At 52.4% G+C, this 16,879-nt stretch carries 15 protein-coding genes and 1 pseudogene; 8 read left to right on the top strand and 8 right to left on the bottom strand.

The genetic code is table 11. The features are described 5' to 3' along the window. Positions 1–137 precede the first annotated feature (137 nt). The 8 genes and pseudogenes from HMPREF2796_RS03520 to gatC all read right to left on the bottom strand — a co-directional run bounded on the left by HMPREF2796_RS03520 (position 138) and on the right by gatC (position 7,418). On the bottom strand, positions 138–404 hold the full coding sequence (locus HMPREF2796_RS03520; RefSeq protein ID WP_003784708.1) for a SemiSWEET family transporter: 267 nt from the start codon (positions 402–404) through the stop codon (positions 138–140). Positions 405–653: 249 nt separating this feature from the next. After that, a complete protein-coding gene (gatB, locus tag HMPREF2796_RS03525; protein ID WP_070630994.1) occupies positions 654–2,084 on the bottom strand; it encodes an Asp-tRNA(Asn)/Glu-tRNA(Gln) amidotransferase subunit GatB in 1,431 nt (476 codons plus the stop codon). A gap of 105 nt (positions 2,085–2,189) precedes the next feature. Beyond that, on the bottom strand, positions 2,190–2,810 hold the full coding sequence (locus HMPREF2796_RS03530) for a trimeric intracellular cation channel family protein (protein WP_070630996.1): 621 nt from the start codon (positions 2,808–2,810) through the stop codon (positions 2,190–2,192). A 121-nt stretch (positions 2,811–2,931) separates the two neighbouring features. Then, complete coding sequence (locus HMPREF2796_RS03535) at positions 2,932–4,323, bottom strand: DEAD/DEAH box helicase (RefSeq protein WP_246826821.1); 1,392 nt, start codon at positions 4,321–4,323, stop codon at positions 2,932–2,934. 228 nt (positions 4,324–4,551) lie between these two features. Next, positions 4,552–4,884 (bottom strand): annotated as a pseudogene (locus tag HMPREF2796_RS11655) (NERD domain-containing protein); the annotation flags it as partial. A gap of 81 nt (positions 4,885–4,965) precedes the next feature. Continuing rightward, entirely contained in the window at positions 4,966–6,414 is a 1,449-nt protein-coding gene (gatA, locus tag HMPREF2796_RS03540; RefSeq protein ID WP_070631000.1) for an Asp-tRNA(Asn)/Glu-tRNA(Gln) amidotransferase subunit GatA, read from the bottom strand. Positions 6,415–6,493: 79 nt separating this feature from the next. After that, on the bottom strand, positions 6,494–7,075 hold the full coding sequence (locus HMPREF2796_RS03545) for a DUF4303 domain-containing protein (protein ID WP_070631002.1): 582 nt from the start codon (positions 7,073–7,075) through the stop codon (positions 6,494–6,496). Between the two features lie 52 nt (positions 7,076–7,127). Further along, positions 7,128–7,418 (bottom strand): Asp-tRNA(Asn)/Glu-tRNA(Gln) amidotransferase subunit GatC, encoded by a 291-nt coding sequence (gene gatC, locus HMPREF2796_RS03550; RefSeq protein WP_023887098.1) that lies wholly within the window; start codon positions 7,416–7,418, stop codon positions 7,128–7,130. Between the two features lie 212 nt (positions 7,419–7,630). Between gatC and HMPREF2796_RS03555 the strand changes: the two genes are divergently transcribed. From HMPREF2796_RS03555 to HMPREF2796_RS03590, 8 genes are all read left to right on the top strand, one after another. Beyond that, on the top strand, positions 7,631–8,668 hold the full coding sequence (locus HMPREF2796_RS03555) for a rod shape-determining protein (RefSeq protein WP_003824380.1): 1,038 nt from the start codon (positions 7,631–7,633) through the stop codon (positions 8,666–8,668). Positions 8,669–8,781: 113 nt separating this feature from the next. After that, positions 8,782–9,669, top strand: a complete 888-nt coding sequence (gene mreC / locus HMPREF2796_RS03560) for a rod shape-determining protein MreC (RefSeq protein WP_070631003.1) — start codon at positions 8,782–8,784, stop codon at positions 9,667–9,669. A 2-nt stretch (positions 9,670–9,671) separates the two neighbouring features. Continuing rightward, on the top strand, positions 9,672–10,175 hold the full coding sequence (gene mreD / locus HMPREF2796_RS03565; RefSeq protein WP_070631005.1) for a rod shape-determining protein MreD: 504 nt from the start codon (positions 9,672–9,674) through the stop codon (positions 10,173–10,175). Further along, positions 10,172–12,220, top strand: coding sequence for a penicillin-binding protein 2 (gene mrdA / locus HMPREF2796_RS03570; protein WP_070631007.1), 2,049 nt, complete (start codon positions 10,172–10,174; stop codon positions 12,218–12,220). The genes mreD and mrdA overlap by 4 nt, the downstream gene beginning before the upstream one ends. 1 nt (position 12,221) lies before the next feature. Beyond that, the gene (gene rodA / locus HMPREF2796_RS03575; RefSeq protein ID WP_023887093.1) at positions 12,222–13,334 is read left to right on the top strand and encodes a rod shape-determining protein RodA; all 1,113 of its coding nucleotides are present in this window, start codon (positions 12,222–12,224) and stop codon (positions 13,332–13,334) included. Positions 13,335–13,494: 160 nt separating this feature from the next. Next, the gene (locus HMPREF2796_RS03580; protein ID WP_083308633.1) at positions 13,495–14,142 is read left to right on the top strand and encodes a cysteine hydrolase family protein; all 648 of its coding nucleotides are present in this window, start codon (positions 13,495–13,497) and stop codon (positions 14,140–14,142) included. A 23-nt stretch (positions 14,143–14,165) separates the two neighbouring features. After that, entirely contained in the window at positions 14,166–14,810 is a 645-nt protein-coding gene (locus HMPREF2796_RS03585; protein ID WP_023887091.1) for a MarC family protein, read from the top strand. A 199-nt stretch (positions 14,811–15,009) separates the two neighbouring features. Continuing rightward, positions 15,010–16,686, top strand: coding sequence for a formate--tetrahydrofolate ligase (locus HMPREF2796_RS03590; protein WP_070631010.1), 1,677 nt, complete (start codon positions 15,010–15,012; stop codon positions 16,684–16,686). Positions 16,687–16,879: the final 193 nt, after the last annotated feature.

Here is a 16,879-nt window from a genome sequence, read left to right on the forward strand (position 1 = left end):
GCCGTACTATCTGTACTGTCTGCGGCTCGTCGTCTTGTCCTGATTTAAATTTAATTCACTATAAGGCTACCTGAAAACCCTTTTATCGTTTTCAGGTAGCCTTTACGATGACGATTACGCTACCGCGTCGGTTGTTTTTAAAGTGCGGTCAGAAAAGTCAAAGAACCCAATATCACGCCAACCGCATTGGGCACAATCAAAATCCAGTCTTTTTTGGGTTCTTTACTCCAACCATATAAAACCCAAATCAAACAGGATACTGCCGCAAACAGAGGTTGCCATGGTTGCGCCTTTGCTCCATCCAAATTGGCGATAATTTGGGGAATATAGGCGATGAATACAAAAATCCCGATTGCCGCGCCTATGCTTCCGATAAAAGTATTGAATTTTTTCTTGCTTATCATGAATAAGTATCCTTTCTCAAAAACTATTATTATACAGCCAGTTATATAGTGTGTCAATATTGCTGCCGAAATAAAGGCTTACCGAACAATGGCTTGACCGGCTGTGGAGCAAATATTGATACCCGCGCGGTTTCCTGTAGGAAATCGTTGCGCTGTTTACACTTTTCCTAACTATCTAGGACAGCCCTTTTTTTAATCGACAGGCTGCCTGAAATCCGAAAATCTGTTTTCAGGCAGCCTGCACTTTATTTACCCCAACTTCGCTTTAATCAGTTCCTGCACCTGCGCGGGATTCGCCTTGCCTTTGCTGGCCTTCATCACTTGTCCCACAATCGCATTCAGGGCTTTTTCGTTGCCGGATTTAAATTGCTCCACGGCTTTGGCATTGTTGGCCAGCACTTCGTCCACCATCGCTTCAATCGCGCCGGTATCGGTCATTTGCTGCAAGCCGTGTTTTTCAATGATTTCGGCGATGGTGGCTTCAGGTTCTGCCCACATGGCTTCAAAGGCTTTTTTCGCCAATTTGCTGCTTAAAGTGCCGTCGGCGATTTTGCCCACCAGCGCGGCGAGGCGCGGGGCGGTAATCGGGCTTTCAGGTAGCCCCAGTTCGGCTTTGTTCAGCGCGGCGGCGAGTTCGCCGTTCATCCAGTTGGCAGTCAGCTTGCCTTGTCCGCTCTCTTTGGCGGCTTCTTCAAAATAGGCAGCCTGCACGCGGCCGGTGGTGAGCAGGCGTGCGTCATAGTCGGATACGCCGTAATCCGCCACGAAACGCGCCGCCATTTCTTTCGGCAGTTCGGGCATTTCTGCTTTGGCTTTTTGCAACCGGTCGTCTGAAATGATGACGGGTAGCAAATCGGGGTCGGGGAAGTAGCGGTAGTCGTGCGCGTCTTCTTTCAAACGCATCACGCGGGTTTCACCTTTTTCCGGGTCGAACAGCATGGTTGCCTGCTGTACTTTGCCGCCGTCTTCCAAAATCTCGATTTGCGCTTCCACTTCGTAATTAATCGCCTGCTCCAAGAAGCGGAAGGAATTGAGGTTTTTAATCTCGCGGCGCGTGCCGAATTCCGCTTGACCTTTCGGGCGCACGGATACGTTGGCATCGACGCGGAACGAGCCTTCCGCCATATTGCCGTCGCAAATGTCCAGCCATGTTACCAAGCTGTGTAGGGCTTTGGCGTAGGCAACGGCTTCGGCGGCGGAGCGCATTTCGGGTTCCGATACGACTTCCAACAGCGGCGTGCCTGCACGGTTCAGGTCGATACCGGTTGCACCGTTCAAGCCCTCATGCACGGATTTGCCCGCGTCTTCTTCCATGTGCGCGCGGGTTACATTGATGGTTTTCACATCGTCGCCGACCACGATTTCCAGTTTGCCGTGTTCGACAATCGGCAAATCCAACTGGCTGATTTGATAGCCTTTGGGCAAGTCGGGGTAGAAGTAGTTTTTGCGGTCGAACACGTTTTTCTGATTGATTTTCGCATCCAAAGCCAAGCCTAATTTGATAGCTTTTTCAACGGCTTCGCGGTTCATTACCGGCAGTACGCCCGGCAGCGCGCATTCCACCACGCTGGCGTGCGCATTGGGTTCCGCACCGAACGCAGTTGATGCGCCGCTGAAGATTTTGGATTTTGTGTTGAGTTGGACGTGGATTTCCAGTCCGATTACGGTTTCCCAGGTCATAAGGGGTCTTTCTGTTGAAGAAGGGTTAATCGGTTCGTAAGGGTTTCCGGTTGGGCAGAGGCTACCTGAAAACCCAGATTCTATCTTTCAGACGGCCTTTTGCCGCTATTTTCTGCGCGGCTGGAAGCCGGGAAGCTGCCAGTGGAAGCGGTAGGCAGCCAGCCGCAGAAACAGGCCGGCGGCAAACAGCAGATGCAGGGTAAAGGCGTTTATCCAGCCGAGCCGCGCAAGGAAATACATCAGTCCGCCGATGAAGATGGCAACGCTGCCGTATAGGTCGGCACGCAATACGATGGGCACATCGTTCACCAAAATATCGCGGGCAATACCGCCGCCCACAGCGGTTACAAAGGCGAGCACGATCACGCCGAACAGGTTGAGCTGCAGGCCGATGCCGATTTGCGCACCGGTGATACTGAAGGCGGCCAGGCCGATGGCGTCGGCAATCAGGAAGGCGGCGGCAAGGTGGGTGCGGCGGTAGCGCTGCACGCGCAGCAGCCAGGCGATAGCGAGGGTGGCGAATACCACAATCAACGCGTCGGTGTGCCGGAACACCTGCGGCACATGTCCTACCAGCGCATCGCGCATCATGCCGCCGCCCACGGCGGTGAGCAAGGCGGTGATGACCACGCCGAGCACGTCGAGCCGCTTGCTGTAGCCGACGAGGTAGCCGGACACGGCGAAGGCGGCGGTGCCGATGATTTGGATGAAGTCGGTGGTGGTCATGGTTTCAGGTAGCCTTGCAGGCAGTGTTAGGTGGTTAAATAGGTTTTCAGACGGCCTTAGAGGCTACCTGAAAAGTTTCATGGGTTGTGCATTCATGCTGGTTAGTAACCTTAAACTGCTTTCAGGTAGCCTTATCTGCATTGTTGCCGTTTAACTGCTTGAACTGCCGATAACTGTCGAGCAGGCGGCTTTGGTAGAGACCGCTGCCGGAAAGGGTAATCATCAGGTAGTTTTGGGCGCGGGTCATGGCAACGTAGAGCAGGCGCGTGTTGTCGGCTTCCTGGTTTGCGTCTTTATGCTTCAAGGTACAGATGCCCATAAGCATCACGCGCTGGAATTCGAGGCCTTTGCTGCTGTGCATAGTAAAGACGGCAACGGCGTTATCGTGCGGATTGTAGGCCTTTTTGCTGCCGCCGTAATGCAGGGAGTGGCGGATGCCTTTTTGTTTCAACAGTTTGGCAACGTCGTTGCATTGTTCTTTGTTGTAGCAGATGACGGCGATGTCTTGCGGCGGAATGCGGTCTTTGAGCCATTTGTCAAGGCAGCGGGCAAGGTAGTCGAGCTCGCCCTGCCAGTCGGGGCATTCTTTGATGTAGGGCGAAATGCCGTTTACGCCTGCGGCTTCGGGCTCGACCAGCGGTACGCCGTCTTCGCCGCTTTCGTGCGGTTGCATTTTGTTTTGGGCAAACAGGTAGGCGAATCCGATAATTTCTTTGGTATTGCGGTAGTTCAGGCGCAGGATGGTAGTGCGGCCTTGGGCTTTGATGCCGACGCTGGATAGGGTGAAGCCCAAGCCTGCGCCGCTTTTTTTGTAGATGGCCTGAGCATCGTCGTAGAGTAGCAGCAAATGGCCGTTGTCGGCGTCGAGCATATGTACGCTCAGGCGCAGCCAGTCAGCTTCGAAGTCATGCCCTTCATCAATCAGCACCGCGCCGTAGCGGCCGCCGGGCAGTGTGCCGTCGTGCATGGCTTGCAGTACGGTCAACGGGGCGTGTTCGTAACCGGGCAGGTGGCGGTAGCGCTCGGGCGTGTCCAGCCCGTATGCCTTTTGCAGTTTGCCGCACCATTGGTGGAAGCTGCACACCTCCACTTTTTCCACCAAGCCTTTGTCGGCCACGGCGGTACGTAATTTATCGGCCAATACGCGGTTGTAGCACAGCACCAAAACGGGTTTGTCGGACTGTTCGGCCAGGTATTGGCAACGCATCAGCAAAATCAAGGTCTTGCCGCTGCCTGCCACGCCGTGGATGACGCGGTGGCCGCCGCCGATGCTGCGGGCAAGCTGTTCCTGCTGGATGTCCATGATTTTGATGATGTCGGGCGCAGCGATGGGGTGCGGCACAGAGTCGGCAGATTGGGGGGCGGGCTGCTTTTCCGTTTTGCCGTCGGCCTGGTCAGCCGTAAACAGTTCTTGCTGTTGTGGAATGCGAATACGGATTTCGGGGAATAGGCAATAACGGATACGGTCTATTTGTGCAGTATCCAGCGAACAGGGAAATGAATGGGTAAACATTTTTTCCAAGCGGCTATAAACGCGCTCGGAAGATTTTTCTTGTAAACTTTCTTTATACCAAGTCTGTTTGATAGGGAACAGTTGCTTGAATACGGCATTACCGGCTGCTTCATCTAATTTTTTAATTTCAGCATGTGCTAGATGGGTAAACACTACTCCGTGTGCATAGGGAAATATTAGAGCTCCCTGATATACTCCGCTTTTTTGTAGCAGATATTTATCTTGTTTCAGTAGGTTGGCAGTGTATTGTATATAACCTCGTGCCTGTTCTAATGGGTGTGTTTGCATAATGCTTTGCCCATCTACCATCAGTTCACATTTTTGCGGATTAAAATAGTTGAGCGATTTTAACTTCCAATCTTTCACTTCCAAACACAGTAATCCCAGCTTCGGCAACAGAATCAGAAAGTCTGCATGCAAACGTTTGTCTCCAACCGGAATATTGCACCAGACAATACTGTCTTCTGGCAAATGCTGATTCAAAAATTTTGCTACACTACGCTCACCTACCGTATCCATCCGCTGTATAGCTTCATTTAGGCTGGGAACAAACTGAGCCATGTTTTTTAATCTCCAAGAACTTTATTCTTATTTATTTACAGGTAGCCTTTTTCAGACGACCTCAAAGGCTACCTGTAAATCTTACACCGGTGCTTTTGTATGCCAATCGCTCGCCAACTGTACTTGATGCGCTGCGCCAAGGATTTTGGCTTCGGAGAAGTGGTTGCCGATGAATTGCACGCCGATGGGCAGTCCGCTGCTGCTGAAACCTGCGGGCAGGGTCAGGGCGGGTAGTCCTGCCAGATTCACGGCGATGGTATAGATGTCGGAAAGGTACATCTGCACGGGATCGTGGATGTCGCTGCCGAGTTTGGGAGCGGCGGTGGGCGCAGTCGGGGCGAGGATGAAGTCGCATTGCGCGAATGCCGTCTGAAAATCGTTGGCGACAAGGCGGCGCAGTTTTTGGGCTTTCAGGTAATAGGCATCGTAGTAGCCGTGCGACAACACATAAGTGCCAATCATGATGCGGCGTTTGACTTCGCTGCCGAAACCTTCTGCACGGGTGTTGCTGTACATTTCTTCTAGGTCGCCGAATTGGGCGGCGCGGTGGCCGTAGCGTACGCCGTCGTAGCGGGAAAGGTTGGTGCTGGCTTCGGCGGAAGCGAGGACGTAGTAAGCGGGGATGGACAGGGCGGTTTGCGGCAGGGAAACTTCAATGGTTTCCGCGCCTTGCGCTTTTAAAAGGTTGATGACACTTTGCAAAGCAGCCTGCACATCGGCATCTGCGCCGTCGCCGAAATATTCCTTAGGCAGACCGATTTTCATGCCTTTGAGCGGTTTGTCCAAATCGCGGGTGTAGTCTTCTTTGCTGCGTTCCAAACTGGTGGAATCGCGCTCGTCAAAGCTCGCCATCGCATTGAGCAAAATTGCGCAGTCTTCGGCAGTTTGTGCCATCGGACCGGCTTGGTCGAAACTGGAGGCGTAGGCAACCATGCCGAAGCGGGAAACCGTGCCGTAGGTAGGTTTGATGCCGGTGATGCCGCAGTGTGAAGCAGGCTGGCGGATGGAGCCGCCGGTGTCCGAACCGAGTGCAGCAGGGGCAAGGCGTGCGGCAACGACCGCTGCGGAGCCGCCGGACGAACCGCCGGGAACATGTTCAGGATTCCATGGATTTTTAGTCGTGCCGTAGAACGAGGTTTCGTTGGTCGAACCCATGGCAAACTCGTCCATGTTGGTACGGCCGAGCGTTACCATACCTTGGTCGAGCAGGTTTTGGACGACGGTGGCAGTGTAGGGGGAGACAAAGTTGTCCAGCATTTTGGAGCTGCATGCACTGCGCCAGCCTGTTTGACAGAAAATATCTTTGTAGGCGATGGGTACGCCGGTGAGTGCGGTAGCGTTACCTTGTGCGATGCGCGCATCTGCGGAACGGGCTTCGGCAAGGGTCTTGTCTTGGTCGAGAGTGATGTAGCCGTTGATAGCCGGGTTTTGCGCAGCAATGGCGGCGAGGTATTCGGTTGCCAGTTCGACGGCGGAGATTTGTTTGGATTGCAGCAGTTGGCTGGCTTGTTTGAGGGTGTATTGGGTCATTTTCGGGACTTTCGGTTGAAAATAATTGGAATTTTAAAGGGTTAATGGTGCAGGCTGCTTTTGAGGCCGTCTGAAAATATCAGCCTATCAATTTTTTGTAAGTATCCGGTTGGTTGAGCTGCGTGGCGGAACGGTACAGCAGCGATTGTTCGTCGTTTTCATCATAGTCATCAATATAAAACGCAAACAGCAATATGCCGTTTTCAGCACGATTGCCGAACAGGCCTTCTTGGTCGCATTGTTGCAGTGCGGCTATCAGGGCTGTTTCGTATTCGGTGCGTTTTTGCTGATAGGTGTCGTCATCGTCATCTAGATTTTCTATGCTGCGGTATCCAGCTTGGTAGAGCTCGCTTTGGTTTTTTAGCCGGTTATCTGAAGCATTCTGGATTTCGGTTTTGCCTTCATAAAGTGTGCATCTGCCATCCCAAATCGCCTGCAGGATGGTGCAATTTTTGTATTCTTTCTTGTGCTTGGCAGCAAAGGCAGCTAAATCCTGATGGGTAATCGCGGCGTTGCCTGCGGCAAAAAAGTCGTCTACCAGATAGAAATAATACGCAGCAATTTCTTTGCCCGCCTGCTCGGTCTGCTGCTTGAGGCGGCTGAAACATTGGCGGATGTGCTCGACGGCGGCTGTGTGTAGGTGTTGTTGCTCGGTGGACATGGGGTTCCTTTAGTTTTCAGGTAGCCTTTGCTGTTTTGAGGCTACCTGAAAATTACTCCTCAATCACCTGCGGCACGATATACAGGCGGTTGTGCACTTCGGGGGCAACGGCTTGGTATTCGGCGGCGTGGTCGGTTTCCGTTACTTGGTCGGCACGCAGGCGCAGGGCGAGTTCGTGTGGGTGGGTCATCGGTTCGATGCCGTCGGTATTCACGCTCTGCATCTGCTCTACCATGGCGAAAATGCCGTTGAGCTTGTCGAGAGTGGCGGCTTTCTCGGCTTCAGTTAGGCTTAAGCGCGAGAGGCGGGCGATTTTTTCAACGTCGGAAAGTGTAAGCGACATAAAAATTCCTTAAATTATGTTTAGCAAACAGCCCAATCTCAGGTATGATTACGCGTTTCTTTTGAGGCTGGCTTGCAAAGTTCAAATTATAGCCTAAAAGCCTGCCTCTCGGCACGGCATAAGAATAAGGCTGCACAAAGTAGCGCCGGCCTCTCCATGGGCTTGGTTTCTTTAAAGTATTCATCAGTATTCAAACACTAGGATTTAAAGCAATGTTCCGCTTTCTCACCCGATATTTCTCTAATGATTTGGCCATCGATTTGGGTACGGCCAATACTCTGATTTACATCAAAGGCCGCGGTATCGTTTTGGACGAACCTTCGGTGGTGGCACTGCCCAGTGACATAAATAATAAAAATGCTACTGTAGCGGTGGGAGCTGAAGCTAAGCGTATGCTGGGTCGTACGCCCGGTGGTATTCAGGCGGTACGCCCGATGAAAGATGGGGTGATTGCCGACTTTAATGTTACCGAGAAAATGCTCAAACACTTTATCCGCAAGGCAAACAACAGCCGCTTTGCTTCTGCACCGCGCATCGTGATTTGTGTGCCCTGCGGTTCTACCCAGGTAGAGCGCAAGGCGATTCACGATTCGGCACAGCAGGCTGGCGCGGCTTCGGTGAATTTGATTGAAGAGCCGATGGCTGCAGCCATTGGTGCAGGTCTGCCGATTGAAGAGCCGACTGGCTCTATGGTGGTGGATATCGGTGGTGGTACCACTGAAGTGGGCATTATTTCTTTGTCGGGTGTGGTGTATTCCCATTCGGTACGCGTAGCAGGCGATGCGTTTGACGAAGCCATCATCAATTATGTGCGCCGCAACTACGGTATGCTGATTGGCGAAGCCACCGCCGAGGAAATCAAAAAAGCCATCGGTACAGCCTTCCCGGGCAATGCTGTGCGTGAAATTGAAGCCAAAGGTCGCAATCTGGCCGAAGGTATTCCGCGTGCTTTCACCATCAGCTCCAATGAGGTGCTGGAAGCCTTGGCCGAGCCGTTGAACCAAATTGTGCAGGCCGTGAAAAACGCCTTGGAGCAAACTCCGCCGGAATTGGGCGCAGATATTGCCGACCGTGGCTTGGTGCTCACCGGCGGTGGTGCATTGCTCAATGGTTTGGACCGTTTGCTGGCCGAGGAAACCGGCCTGCCGGTGAGCATTGCTGAAGACCCGCTCACCTGCGTGGTGCGTGGCTCTGGCAAGGCGCTGGATTTAATCGGTAAGATGAATTCAGTGTTTGTGCCCAATCCTTAATTTTCATTCCGGCATCCCGTGCGCTGTAAAACTGGCGCGGGATGCCGATTGGTTTATTTTAATCAGACCTTCCTGCGCGGAGTCTTTAGTTTTCAGGTAGCCTGTATCCGCTTATGTCGCAAGAAATCAATTTTGCCAGCCCGATTATCAGTTCTGCCGGCAAATTAGTGCTGCTGGGGATAGCCTCAATGGCGCTGATGGTGCTGGATAATCGTTATGCGGCATTGCAGCAGGCTAAATCTTATGTGGCCACCGGGCTTTACCCCCTGCAATGGGTGGCACGCCAGCCGGCAGAATGGGTGAGTGGAGGCGTGGCATTTATGCGCGACAAACGGCAAATGCTTGCTGAAAACACTCGTCTGAAAGAAGAAAACGCCCGCCTGAATATGCAGTTGCAGCTGCAAGCGCCGGCGGCACGTGAATTGAGTGAGCTGAAAACACTAAACCATTTGCAGCCGCTGCTCGCGCCCAAGGCAGTGTTGGCAGAGATTGTGTCTAACGGCCGCATTCCACGTGCCGACCGCCTACTGATTACCAAAGGCAGCAGTAGCGGGATTCAGGTCGGGGATCCGGTAAGTGATGAAAAAGGCTTAATAGGGCAGGTAACTGGTGTGCAGCCAGCCACGGCGGAAGTTACGCTGATTAACAACCGTCAGTCGGTGATTCCTGCGATGGTGGCTGAAAGCGGCGTACGCACGCTGGTGTATGGGCGTGGTGAAACGCTGGATTTGCGTTATTTCCCTGTGTCGGCCGAGTTGAAAGAGGGCGATTTGCTGGTCACTTCCGGCATCGACAGTATCTACCCGGCCGGCATTCCAATTGCCAAAGTAGCACATGCCGACCGCAACTCCGGCACGCCGTATTACCGTACCGTGCTAACGCCGGCGGCCAATTTGAGTAGCAGCAGTTATGTGCTGGTGATTCCGCAGAAGCCGCAGGCGCCTGCAAGGCTACCTGAAACTGCTTCCGAACCACCAATCGAACAGGGGGCGCAGGAATAAGCATGTCTCCAATCTACCCGCTCAAAGAATCGACGCCCAAACGCTGGGTGGCATTCAGCTTTTTGCTGGTGCTGCTGGTTGATTTCATTCCGGTTGCTCCGCCCTGGGTGTATCCTTTGCCTGATTTCACGCTGATTATGCTGGCTTATTGGTTATTGCACAGGCCGCAGCTGATCGGTATCGGTGCGGCATTTTGTCTTGGCCTGTTGGTGGATATCGGCACAAACTCGCTGCTGGGACAACATGGTTTGGCTTATAGCGTGGCTGCGTTTTTGATTGAACGTAACCGGCGGCAGATTGTGCTCAATTCTTTTGGCTGGCAGGCTATAGCGGTGGCCGGTGCCATGTTGGTTAGCCAATTTGTGGTTTTTTTGGTTAGTCTGTTTCAACAACAGCCGTTTCCCCTATGGCGGCTGTGGCTGCCTTCAGTTGTTACCGGCCTGTTGTGGCCGCAGTTGAATAATGTGATGCTCGCCATCGCCCATTACCGCCGTTCCCGTAAATGAAGTCGAGACGCCATTACACGCCCGTCAAAGCGCCACCCCGTAGCCAGCGGAAAGATTATCTGCTGCGCTTGGTGGTGGCGTTTGCTATGGTTTTGATATTCTTTGGCGTGTTGGTGTGGCAGTTTGTGCGGCTTCAGGTAGCCCGGCACGAAGAATTTGTAGATAAGGCTGTTGCCAACCGGGTTTCCCTAATTCCCACTCCGCCGATTCGCGGTGAAATTACCGATGTGAACGGCGTGGTGCTGGCGCACAATTATCCGGCCTATTCGTTGGAAGTGATTCCCAATGAATTGGAAATGAAAATTGAGGATTTGATACCTGCTTTGCGCCCGTATGTGGAAATCAGCGAGGCCGATATGAAGCGCTTCCAGCGTTTCCGTGCTGAATCCCGCTCCTACGAACGCATTCCGTTAAAATTGAAACTGAGCACCGAAGAGGCGGCAAGGCTGGCGGCGGTATTGTTCCGCTTCAAAGGCGTGGAAGTGAACGCCCGTACCTTCCGCGAATACCCCTACGGCGGGCTCACCACCCATATTGTCGGCTATATCGGCCGCATCAGCGACAAAGACCGCGACCAGCTGGAAAGCGAAGACCGCTACGAGCTTTATCGCGGCACCACCCATATCGGTAAAATGGGCCTGGAAAACTTCTACGAACAGCAGCTGCACGGTATGCCCGGCTATCAGGAGGTGGAAAAAGACGCGCAGGGCAATATTGTGCGTACCCTGAAAACTGCCCCAGCAGTGAGCGGGCAGACCCTGCGTCTGTCGCTGGATATCCGCATGCAACAGAAAGCCAGCGAATTGTTAGGCAACCGGCGCGGCGCGGTGGTGGCCATCGATCCGCAAACTGGCGGCGTACTGGCGCTGGTGTCGAAGCCGACTTACGATGCCAACCTGTTTATCGACGGCATCGACAGCGATACCTGGAAAAGCCTGAATGATGATTGGCAAAAACCGCTCATCAACCGCGTTACTCAAGGACTGTATCCCCCCGGCTCTACTTTCAAACCATTTATGGGCATGGCCGCGCTGCAAAGCGGGCAGATTACGCCTAACACCGTGCTGCCCGCGCCCGGTGCGTGGAGTATTCCCGGCAGCCGCCACCAGTTCCGCGATTCGGTGCGCAGCGGGCACGGTTCGGCCAATTTGGGTAAGGCTATCCAAGTGTCATCCGACACCTTTTTCTACCGCCTGGGCTACGAAATGGGCATAGAAAAGGCTTATCCCTATCTGGCGCACTTTGGTTTCGGTCAGCCGACAGGCATCGACTTGCCCAACGAATACAAAGGCATCCTGCCCAGTCCGGAATGGAAGGCGCGGCGCTTTGCCCATGCCAAAAACGAAACCGCCCGCCAGTGGAAGCCTGCTGATATGGTAACCATCAGCATCGGCCAGGGCTTTAACGCCTACACGCCGCTGCAGATGGCACATGCCACTGCCACGCTGGCCAATAACGGCGTGATGTACCGACCGCATTTGGTGCGTGAGCTTGTCGATCATCAAAAGCAAACCCGTATTTTGGTGGGTACCCAGCCCAGCGCCACCCTGCCGTTCAAGCCGGAGTATTTCGCTTTTGTGAAGCAGAGTATGGAGCGCGTGTTGCGCCCGGGCGGCACGGCCTGGCGCGTGGGTGTGGGGTTGAAATACAGTATGGGCGGCAAAACAGGTACGGCGCAGGTGGTGCAGATTCGGCAGGGCGCATCGTATAACGCGGCCGCGCTGGCCGAACGCCACCGCGACCATGCTTGGTTTATTGCTTTTGCGCCGGCAGATAATCCGAAAATAGCCATCGCCGTGCTGTTGGAGAACGGCGGGTGGGGTGCGAATGCCGCGCCGATTGCCCGCCAGCTGGCCGACTTCTACCTGCTGCAGCTGCAGGGCGAAAACGGCAAAAATCTGCCGTTGCCCAAGCCCTCTGTGCCGGGAGATGGCGCGATGAGCCAGGCTGAGTATCCGCTGATTCATGCCCAAGCAGCACGTACCCTGTCTGCTTATAGGGCGGTTTCAGGTAGCCAGCCGGCTGCCGCATCCGAGGTTCGATAATATGCAACACCCGTCTGAACACGCTATCCGCCGCTACTGGCGGAAAATCTGGGATCCGATGGATATGTGGCTGTTCTACAGTATGCTGGCCATCTATGTGATGAGCCTGTTTTTGCTGTATTCGGCCGACGGTCAGAATATTGGTCAGCTGGAAAATAAAACTCTGCACACGATAGTAGGCTTTGTGCTGCTGTGGTGTATTGCCCGTACACGGCCGCAGGTGCTGAGTAACTTCGCCATTGTGCTGTATGGAGTGAGTCTGCTGATGCTGGTGGGGGTACATTTTTTCGGGGTGATTGTGAACGGCTCGCAACGCTGGCTGAATTTGGGTATTATTCGCTTGCAACCCTCTGAATTGATGAAAATTGCGCTGCCGATGACGGTGGCCTGGTATCTGCAGAAACACGAAACGGAGCTGGGCTGGCAGCATTATTTGGCTGCATTGGTGCTGATAGCTGTGCCGGGCTTCCTGATTTTGAAGCAGCCTGATTTGGGTACAGCCGTGCTGATTATGGCGTCTGGTCTGTTTGTGATATTTTTTGCCGGGTTGCCGTGGCGGGTAATTGCGGTGGCCATGGTCGGTTTTTTTGCTTCACTGCCGCTGCTGTGGCAATACGGCATGCACGACTACCAGCGTACCCGTGTGCTGACCCTGCTCGATCCGACTAAAGATCCGCTCGGCGCGGGCTACCATATCTTGCAGTCGATGACTGCCATTGGCTCCGGCGGCGTGTGGGGCAAGGGCTGGCTCAACGGCACGCAAACGCATCTTGATTACATCCCAGAATCTACTACGGACTTCATCTTCGCTGTATATGGCGAGGAGTTCGGCCTTATTGGCAATCTCTTGCTGCTGGCGGTGTACACCATCATGCTGGGGCGTGGCCTTTATATTGCCGCCAAAGCCCCCACGCTCTACAGCCGAACCTTGGCTGGCGCACTGACCATGACGCTGTTTTGCTATGTGTTTGTGAATATGGGCATGGTGAGCGGCATTCTGCCGGTAGTGGGCGTGCCGCTGCCGCTGGTAAGCTACGGTGGTACGGCCACGCTTTCTATCATGATCATTGTGGCCATGCTGATGGGCATCAGTAACCAGCAGAGTAAGATGTAGGGCGGCGGAGGCTACCTGAAAAAGGCTACCTGAAATTTCAGGTAGCCTTTGTTATGGGTGGAATGCTTGCCGAGAAAATGATGATATATGTGTTGAATTTGCAATATATTTGACCTGATACAGCATCTAGCCATGGCAAAGCTTTTGCCGCCCGTATAGAATGAAGGCAGTTCTCCGGCCGAATGCCGGGGTTATTCTTTTGGGCTGTTTGGAAACGAGTATTTCGGCTTCATGGAAACAAGCGTTTTCAGGTAGCCTTGACCACAGAAAGAGCATAATGAAGAAAACGGTTTTATTGGTTATCGATACCCAGCAGGCATTGCTGGATATGGGTGCTTATCGCGGGGCAGAAATGTTGGGTGCCATCGGTCGAATGTTGCTTGCAGCCCGCACACACGGGCGTGAAGTCATCTATGTTCGGCACAATGAGGCGGATTCGCCCTTTGCACCGAACTCGCACGGTTGGCAGATTGCTGCCGCCGTTGCACCGCAGGTCGGTGAGAAAGTAGTGGATAAATGGTATAACAGCGCTTTTCGCGGTACGGATTTGCTGGATTACCTGCGTGGCAACGGAGTTGAGCGCTTAGTGGTGGTTGGCATGATGACTGAATATTGCGTGGAAGCTACGGTACGGGCTGCCAGCGATTTGGGCTTTGAAGTGATTTTGCCGGAAGGGGCCAACAGCACGCTGGATAATGGCCGCTGGTCGGCTAAAGAGCTGTATGAACACCATAATTTCGATATTATGCGCGGTCGTTTCGCAGCCATGCCGAGTGTAGATGAAACTGTGGCGCTGTTGTCTGACTGATTTGATGTTTAACGAGAGAAAAGATGATTACTCATATCTTATATTTGTTTACCGGTTTAATTGTATTGAATAACCCATTAATTGCACTGGGATATTTTGTAGATAAGACAGCGGACTTTACGCCGAAGGAGCAGCGCAAAACTGCACGCCTGGTGTCAGTTAGTGCATTTATTTGTATGGTGGTGGCTGGAGTGATTGGTACCCCGTTGTTGAAAATCTTGGGTATCAGTATTCCGGCCTTCCAAATTGCGGGTGGTATTTTGGTGTTTGTGATTGCCATGAGCATGATGGGGGGGGAGGACAATCCGGTGAAACCTAATTTGAATAAGGAGCATTCAAGCTTACCGCCGGAGAAGCAATTTGCTTTTGCCGTGGTGCCGATGGCTACGCCGATTATTGTTGGTCCCGGCGGCTTTTCTATCGTGATTATTTACAGCAGCCATGTGGGAACGTGGCAGGGCGCATTAGAGCTGTTGATTGCCTGCTTTATGGTGGGGGTAACCTGCTATTTAATTTTGGCTGGCTCGGCCAGGCTAAGCAAAATTCTTGGCAATGTTGGCATCAAGATCATCAACCGCGTGTCCGGCTTGCTGCTGGCAGCCATTGCGGTGGAGATTGTATTGGCTGGTTTGCGAAGCTTATTCCCAGCTTTGAAGATTATGGGTTAAGTTTGATGATAGCAATGAAGAGCGGGTGGTGTGCCCGCTCTTTGTGTTTAAATTTTCACTCCACTACCTTGTGTCGATTTTAGCTATGTGACGATACGTTGCATCTAACTGATGAATGTTCGCTTCCTGGTAACAGATTTAGGGTACAATCCTGAGTGCTACACTCTTCTTTTCTGACTCTTTATATTTGGAGACTGTTATGCCCCAATTGTCTGACGTGCAAATCGCTCAAGCCGCCACCATCCGACACATCGATGAAATCGCCGCCAAGCTCGGCTTGAAACCGGAGCAACTGGAGCATTACGGCAAATATAAAGCCAAAATTAATCCGGCTGATGCATACAGGCTACCTGAAAAACGAGGTAAGCTTATTTTGGTAACTGCTATCAGCCCTACGCCTGCCGGGGAAGGGAAAACGACAGTCACCATTGGCTTGGCCGATGCGCTCAACCGTATTGGTAAAAATGCCGTTATCGCCTTGCGCGAGCCTTCACTCGGTCCTGTGTTCGGCATCAAAGGTGGGGCAGCCGGTGGCGGCTATGCTCAAGTGCTGCCAATGGAGGATATCAACCTACACTTTACTGGCGATTTCCATGCTATTGGTGCAGCAAACAATCTTTTGGCCGCCCTTATCGACAATCATATCCACCATGGTAATGCGCTCAATATTGATCCAAAACGGATTCTGTGGCGGCGTGCAGTGGATATGAATGATCGCCATTTGCGCAATATTATCGGTGGGTTAGGTAAAACCGCCGATGGTGTGATGCGTGATGATGGTTTTGACATAACTGTTGCCTCCGAAGTGATGGCGGTATTCTGTTTGGCTAAAGATATTGCTGACCTCAAGCAGAGGTTGGGTAATATATTGGTGGCATATACCAAAGATGGTAGTCCGGTGTATGCACGCGATTTGAATGCACAGGGTGCAATGACAGTGCTGTTAAAAGATGCCATTAAGCCAAATCTTGTTCAAACCATTGAAGGTACACCTGCTTTTGTGCATGGCGGCCCGTTCGCTAATATTGCCCACGGTTGTAATTCAGTTATCGCTACGCGCTTGGCTTGTCATTTGGCTGATTATGCCGTTACCGAAGCTGGTTTTGGTGCAGATTTGGGCGCCGAGAAATTTTGCGACATCAAGTGCCGGTTGTCCGGTTTGCGGCCGGATGTTGCAGTGGTAGTGGCTACCGTGCGGGCATTGAAATATAACGGAGGCTTATCAAAAGATGAGTTGTCCGGTGAAAATCTGGCTGCATTGGAAAAAGGTTTACCCAATCTGTTGCGCCATATTGATAATCTGAAAAATGTATTTGGCTTGCCGGTGGTGGTGGCGCTCAACCGATTCAGTGCTGATACTCAGGCTGAATTGAATTTGGTGGCAGAAGCCTGCCGACAACGTGGTGCGGAAATATCATTTACTGAAGTGTGGGGTAAGGGTGGTGCCGGTGGTGAGGATTTGGCGCGTAAAGTAGCTACTGCTGTCGAACAAACATCTGCACAATTTAGCTTCTCTTATGAAGTAGAGCAAAGTATCCCGGAGAAAATCCGCATGATTGCACAGAAGATTTATGGTGCTGACGACGTGGATTTCAGTGCGGAGGCGCTGACCGATATCGCTAATTTGGAAAGATTGGGGTGGGACAAGTTGCCAGTTTGTATGGCAAAAACGCAATATTCATTCAGTGATAATGCTAAGTTGTTGGGCGCGCCACAAGGTTTCCGCATCATTGTGCGTGGGTTGACGTTGTCTGCTGGAGCAGGGTTTGTTGTAGTGCTGTGCGGTAATATGATGAAAATGCCAGGTTTGCCAAAAGTGCCGGCTGCAGAGCGAATCGATGTGGATGACGATGGGGTAATTAGCGGATTGTTCTGAATAGTTTTAGCGTGAAAGAATTCATGGCCGGGTATTGCCCGGCTATTTTTTTGTGCAAGTAGTTTTCAGGTAGCCTGCGCCAGTTGCATCTCTCTACTAGATAAATTTCATTTCGGCTTAGGGGATTTAGTGCTTCTTGGTGGTATTTTTGTTTTTAGGTATTTGACAAAGTTTTTTTTGAGGTGTATAGTTC

The organism is Eikenella sp. HMSC071B05, from assembly GCF_001811325.1.
Lineage (GTDB): Bacteria > Pseudomonadota > Gammaproteobacteria > Burkholderiales > Neisseriaceae > Eikenella > Eikenella corrodens.

Coding starts and splice junctions, on each gene's coding strand:
- HMPREF2796_RS03520 (WP_003784708.1), bottom strand. CDS start 404: ATGATAAGCAAGAAAAAATTCAATACTTTTATCGGAAGCATAGGCGCG.
- gatB (WP_070630994.1), bottom strand. CDS start 2,084: ATGACCTGGGAAACCGTAATCGGACTGGAAATCCACGTCCAACTCAAC.
- HMPREF2796_RS03530 (WP_070630996.1), bottom strand. CDS start 2,810: ATGACCACCACCGACTTCATCCAAATCATCGGCACCGCCGCCTTCGCC.
- HMPREF2796_RS03535 (WP_246826821.1), bottom strand. CDS start 4,323: ATGTTTACCCATTCATTTCCCTGTTCGCTGGATACTGCACAAATAGAC.
- gatA (WP_070631000.1), bottom strand. CDS start 6,414: ATGACCCAATACACCCTCAAACAAGCCAGCCAACTGCTGCAATCCAAA.
- HMPREF2796_RS03545 (WP_070631002.1), bottom strand. CDS start 7,075: ATGTCCACCGAGCAACAACACCTACACACAGCCGCCGTCGAGCACATC.
- gatC (WP_023887098.1), bottom strand. CDS start 7,418: ATGTCGCTTACACTTTCCGACGTTGAAAAAATCGCCCGCCTCTCGCGC.
- HMPREF2796_RS03555 (WP_003824380.1), top strand. CDS start 7,631: ATGTTCCGCTTTCTCACCCGATATTTCTCTAATGATTTGGCCATCGAT.
- mreC (WP_070631003.1), top strand. CDS start 8,782: ATGTCGCAAGAAATCAATTTTGCCAGCCCGATTATCAGTTCTGCCGGC.
- mreD (WP_070631005.1), top strand. CDS start 9,672: ATGTCTCCAATCTACCCGCTCAAAGAATCGACGCCCAAACGCTGGGTG.
- mrdA (WP_070631007.1), top strand. CDS start 10,172: ATGAAGTCGAGACGCCATTACACGCCCGTCAAAGCGCCACCCCGTAGC.
- rodA (WP_023887093.1), top strand. CDS start 12,222: ATGCAACACCCGTCTGAACACGCTATCCGCCGCTACTGGCGGAAAATC.
- HMPREF2796_RS03580 (WP_083308633.1), top strand. CDS start 13,495: ATGAAGGCAGTTCTCCGGCCGAATGCCGGGGTTATTCTTTTGGGCTGT.
- HMPREF2796_RS03585 (WP_023887091.1), top strand. CDS start 14,166: ATGATTACTCATATCTTATATTTGTTTACCGGTTTAATTGTATTGAAT.
- HMPREF2796_RS03590 (WP_070631010.1), top strand. CDS start 15,010: ATGCCCCAATTGTCTGACGTGCAAATCGCTCAAGCCGCCACCATCCGA.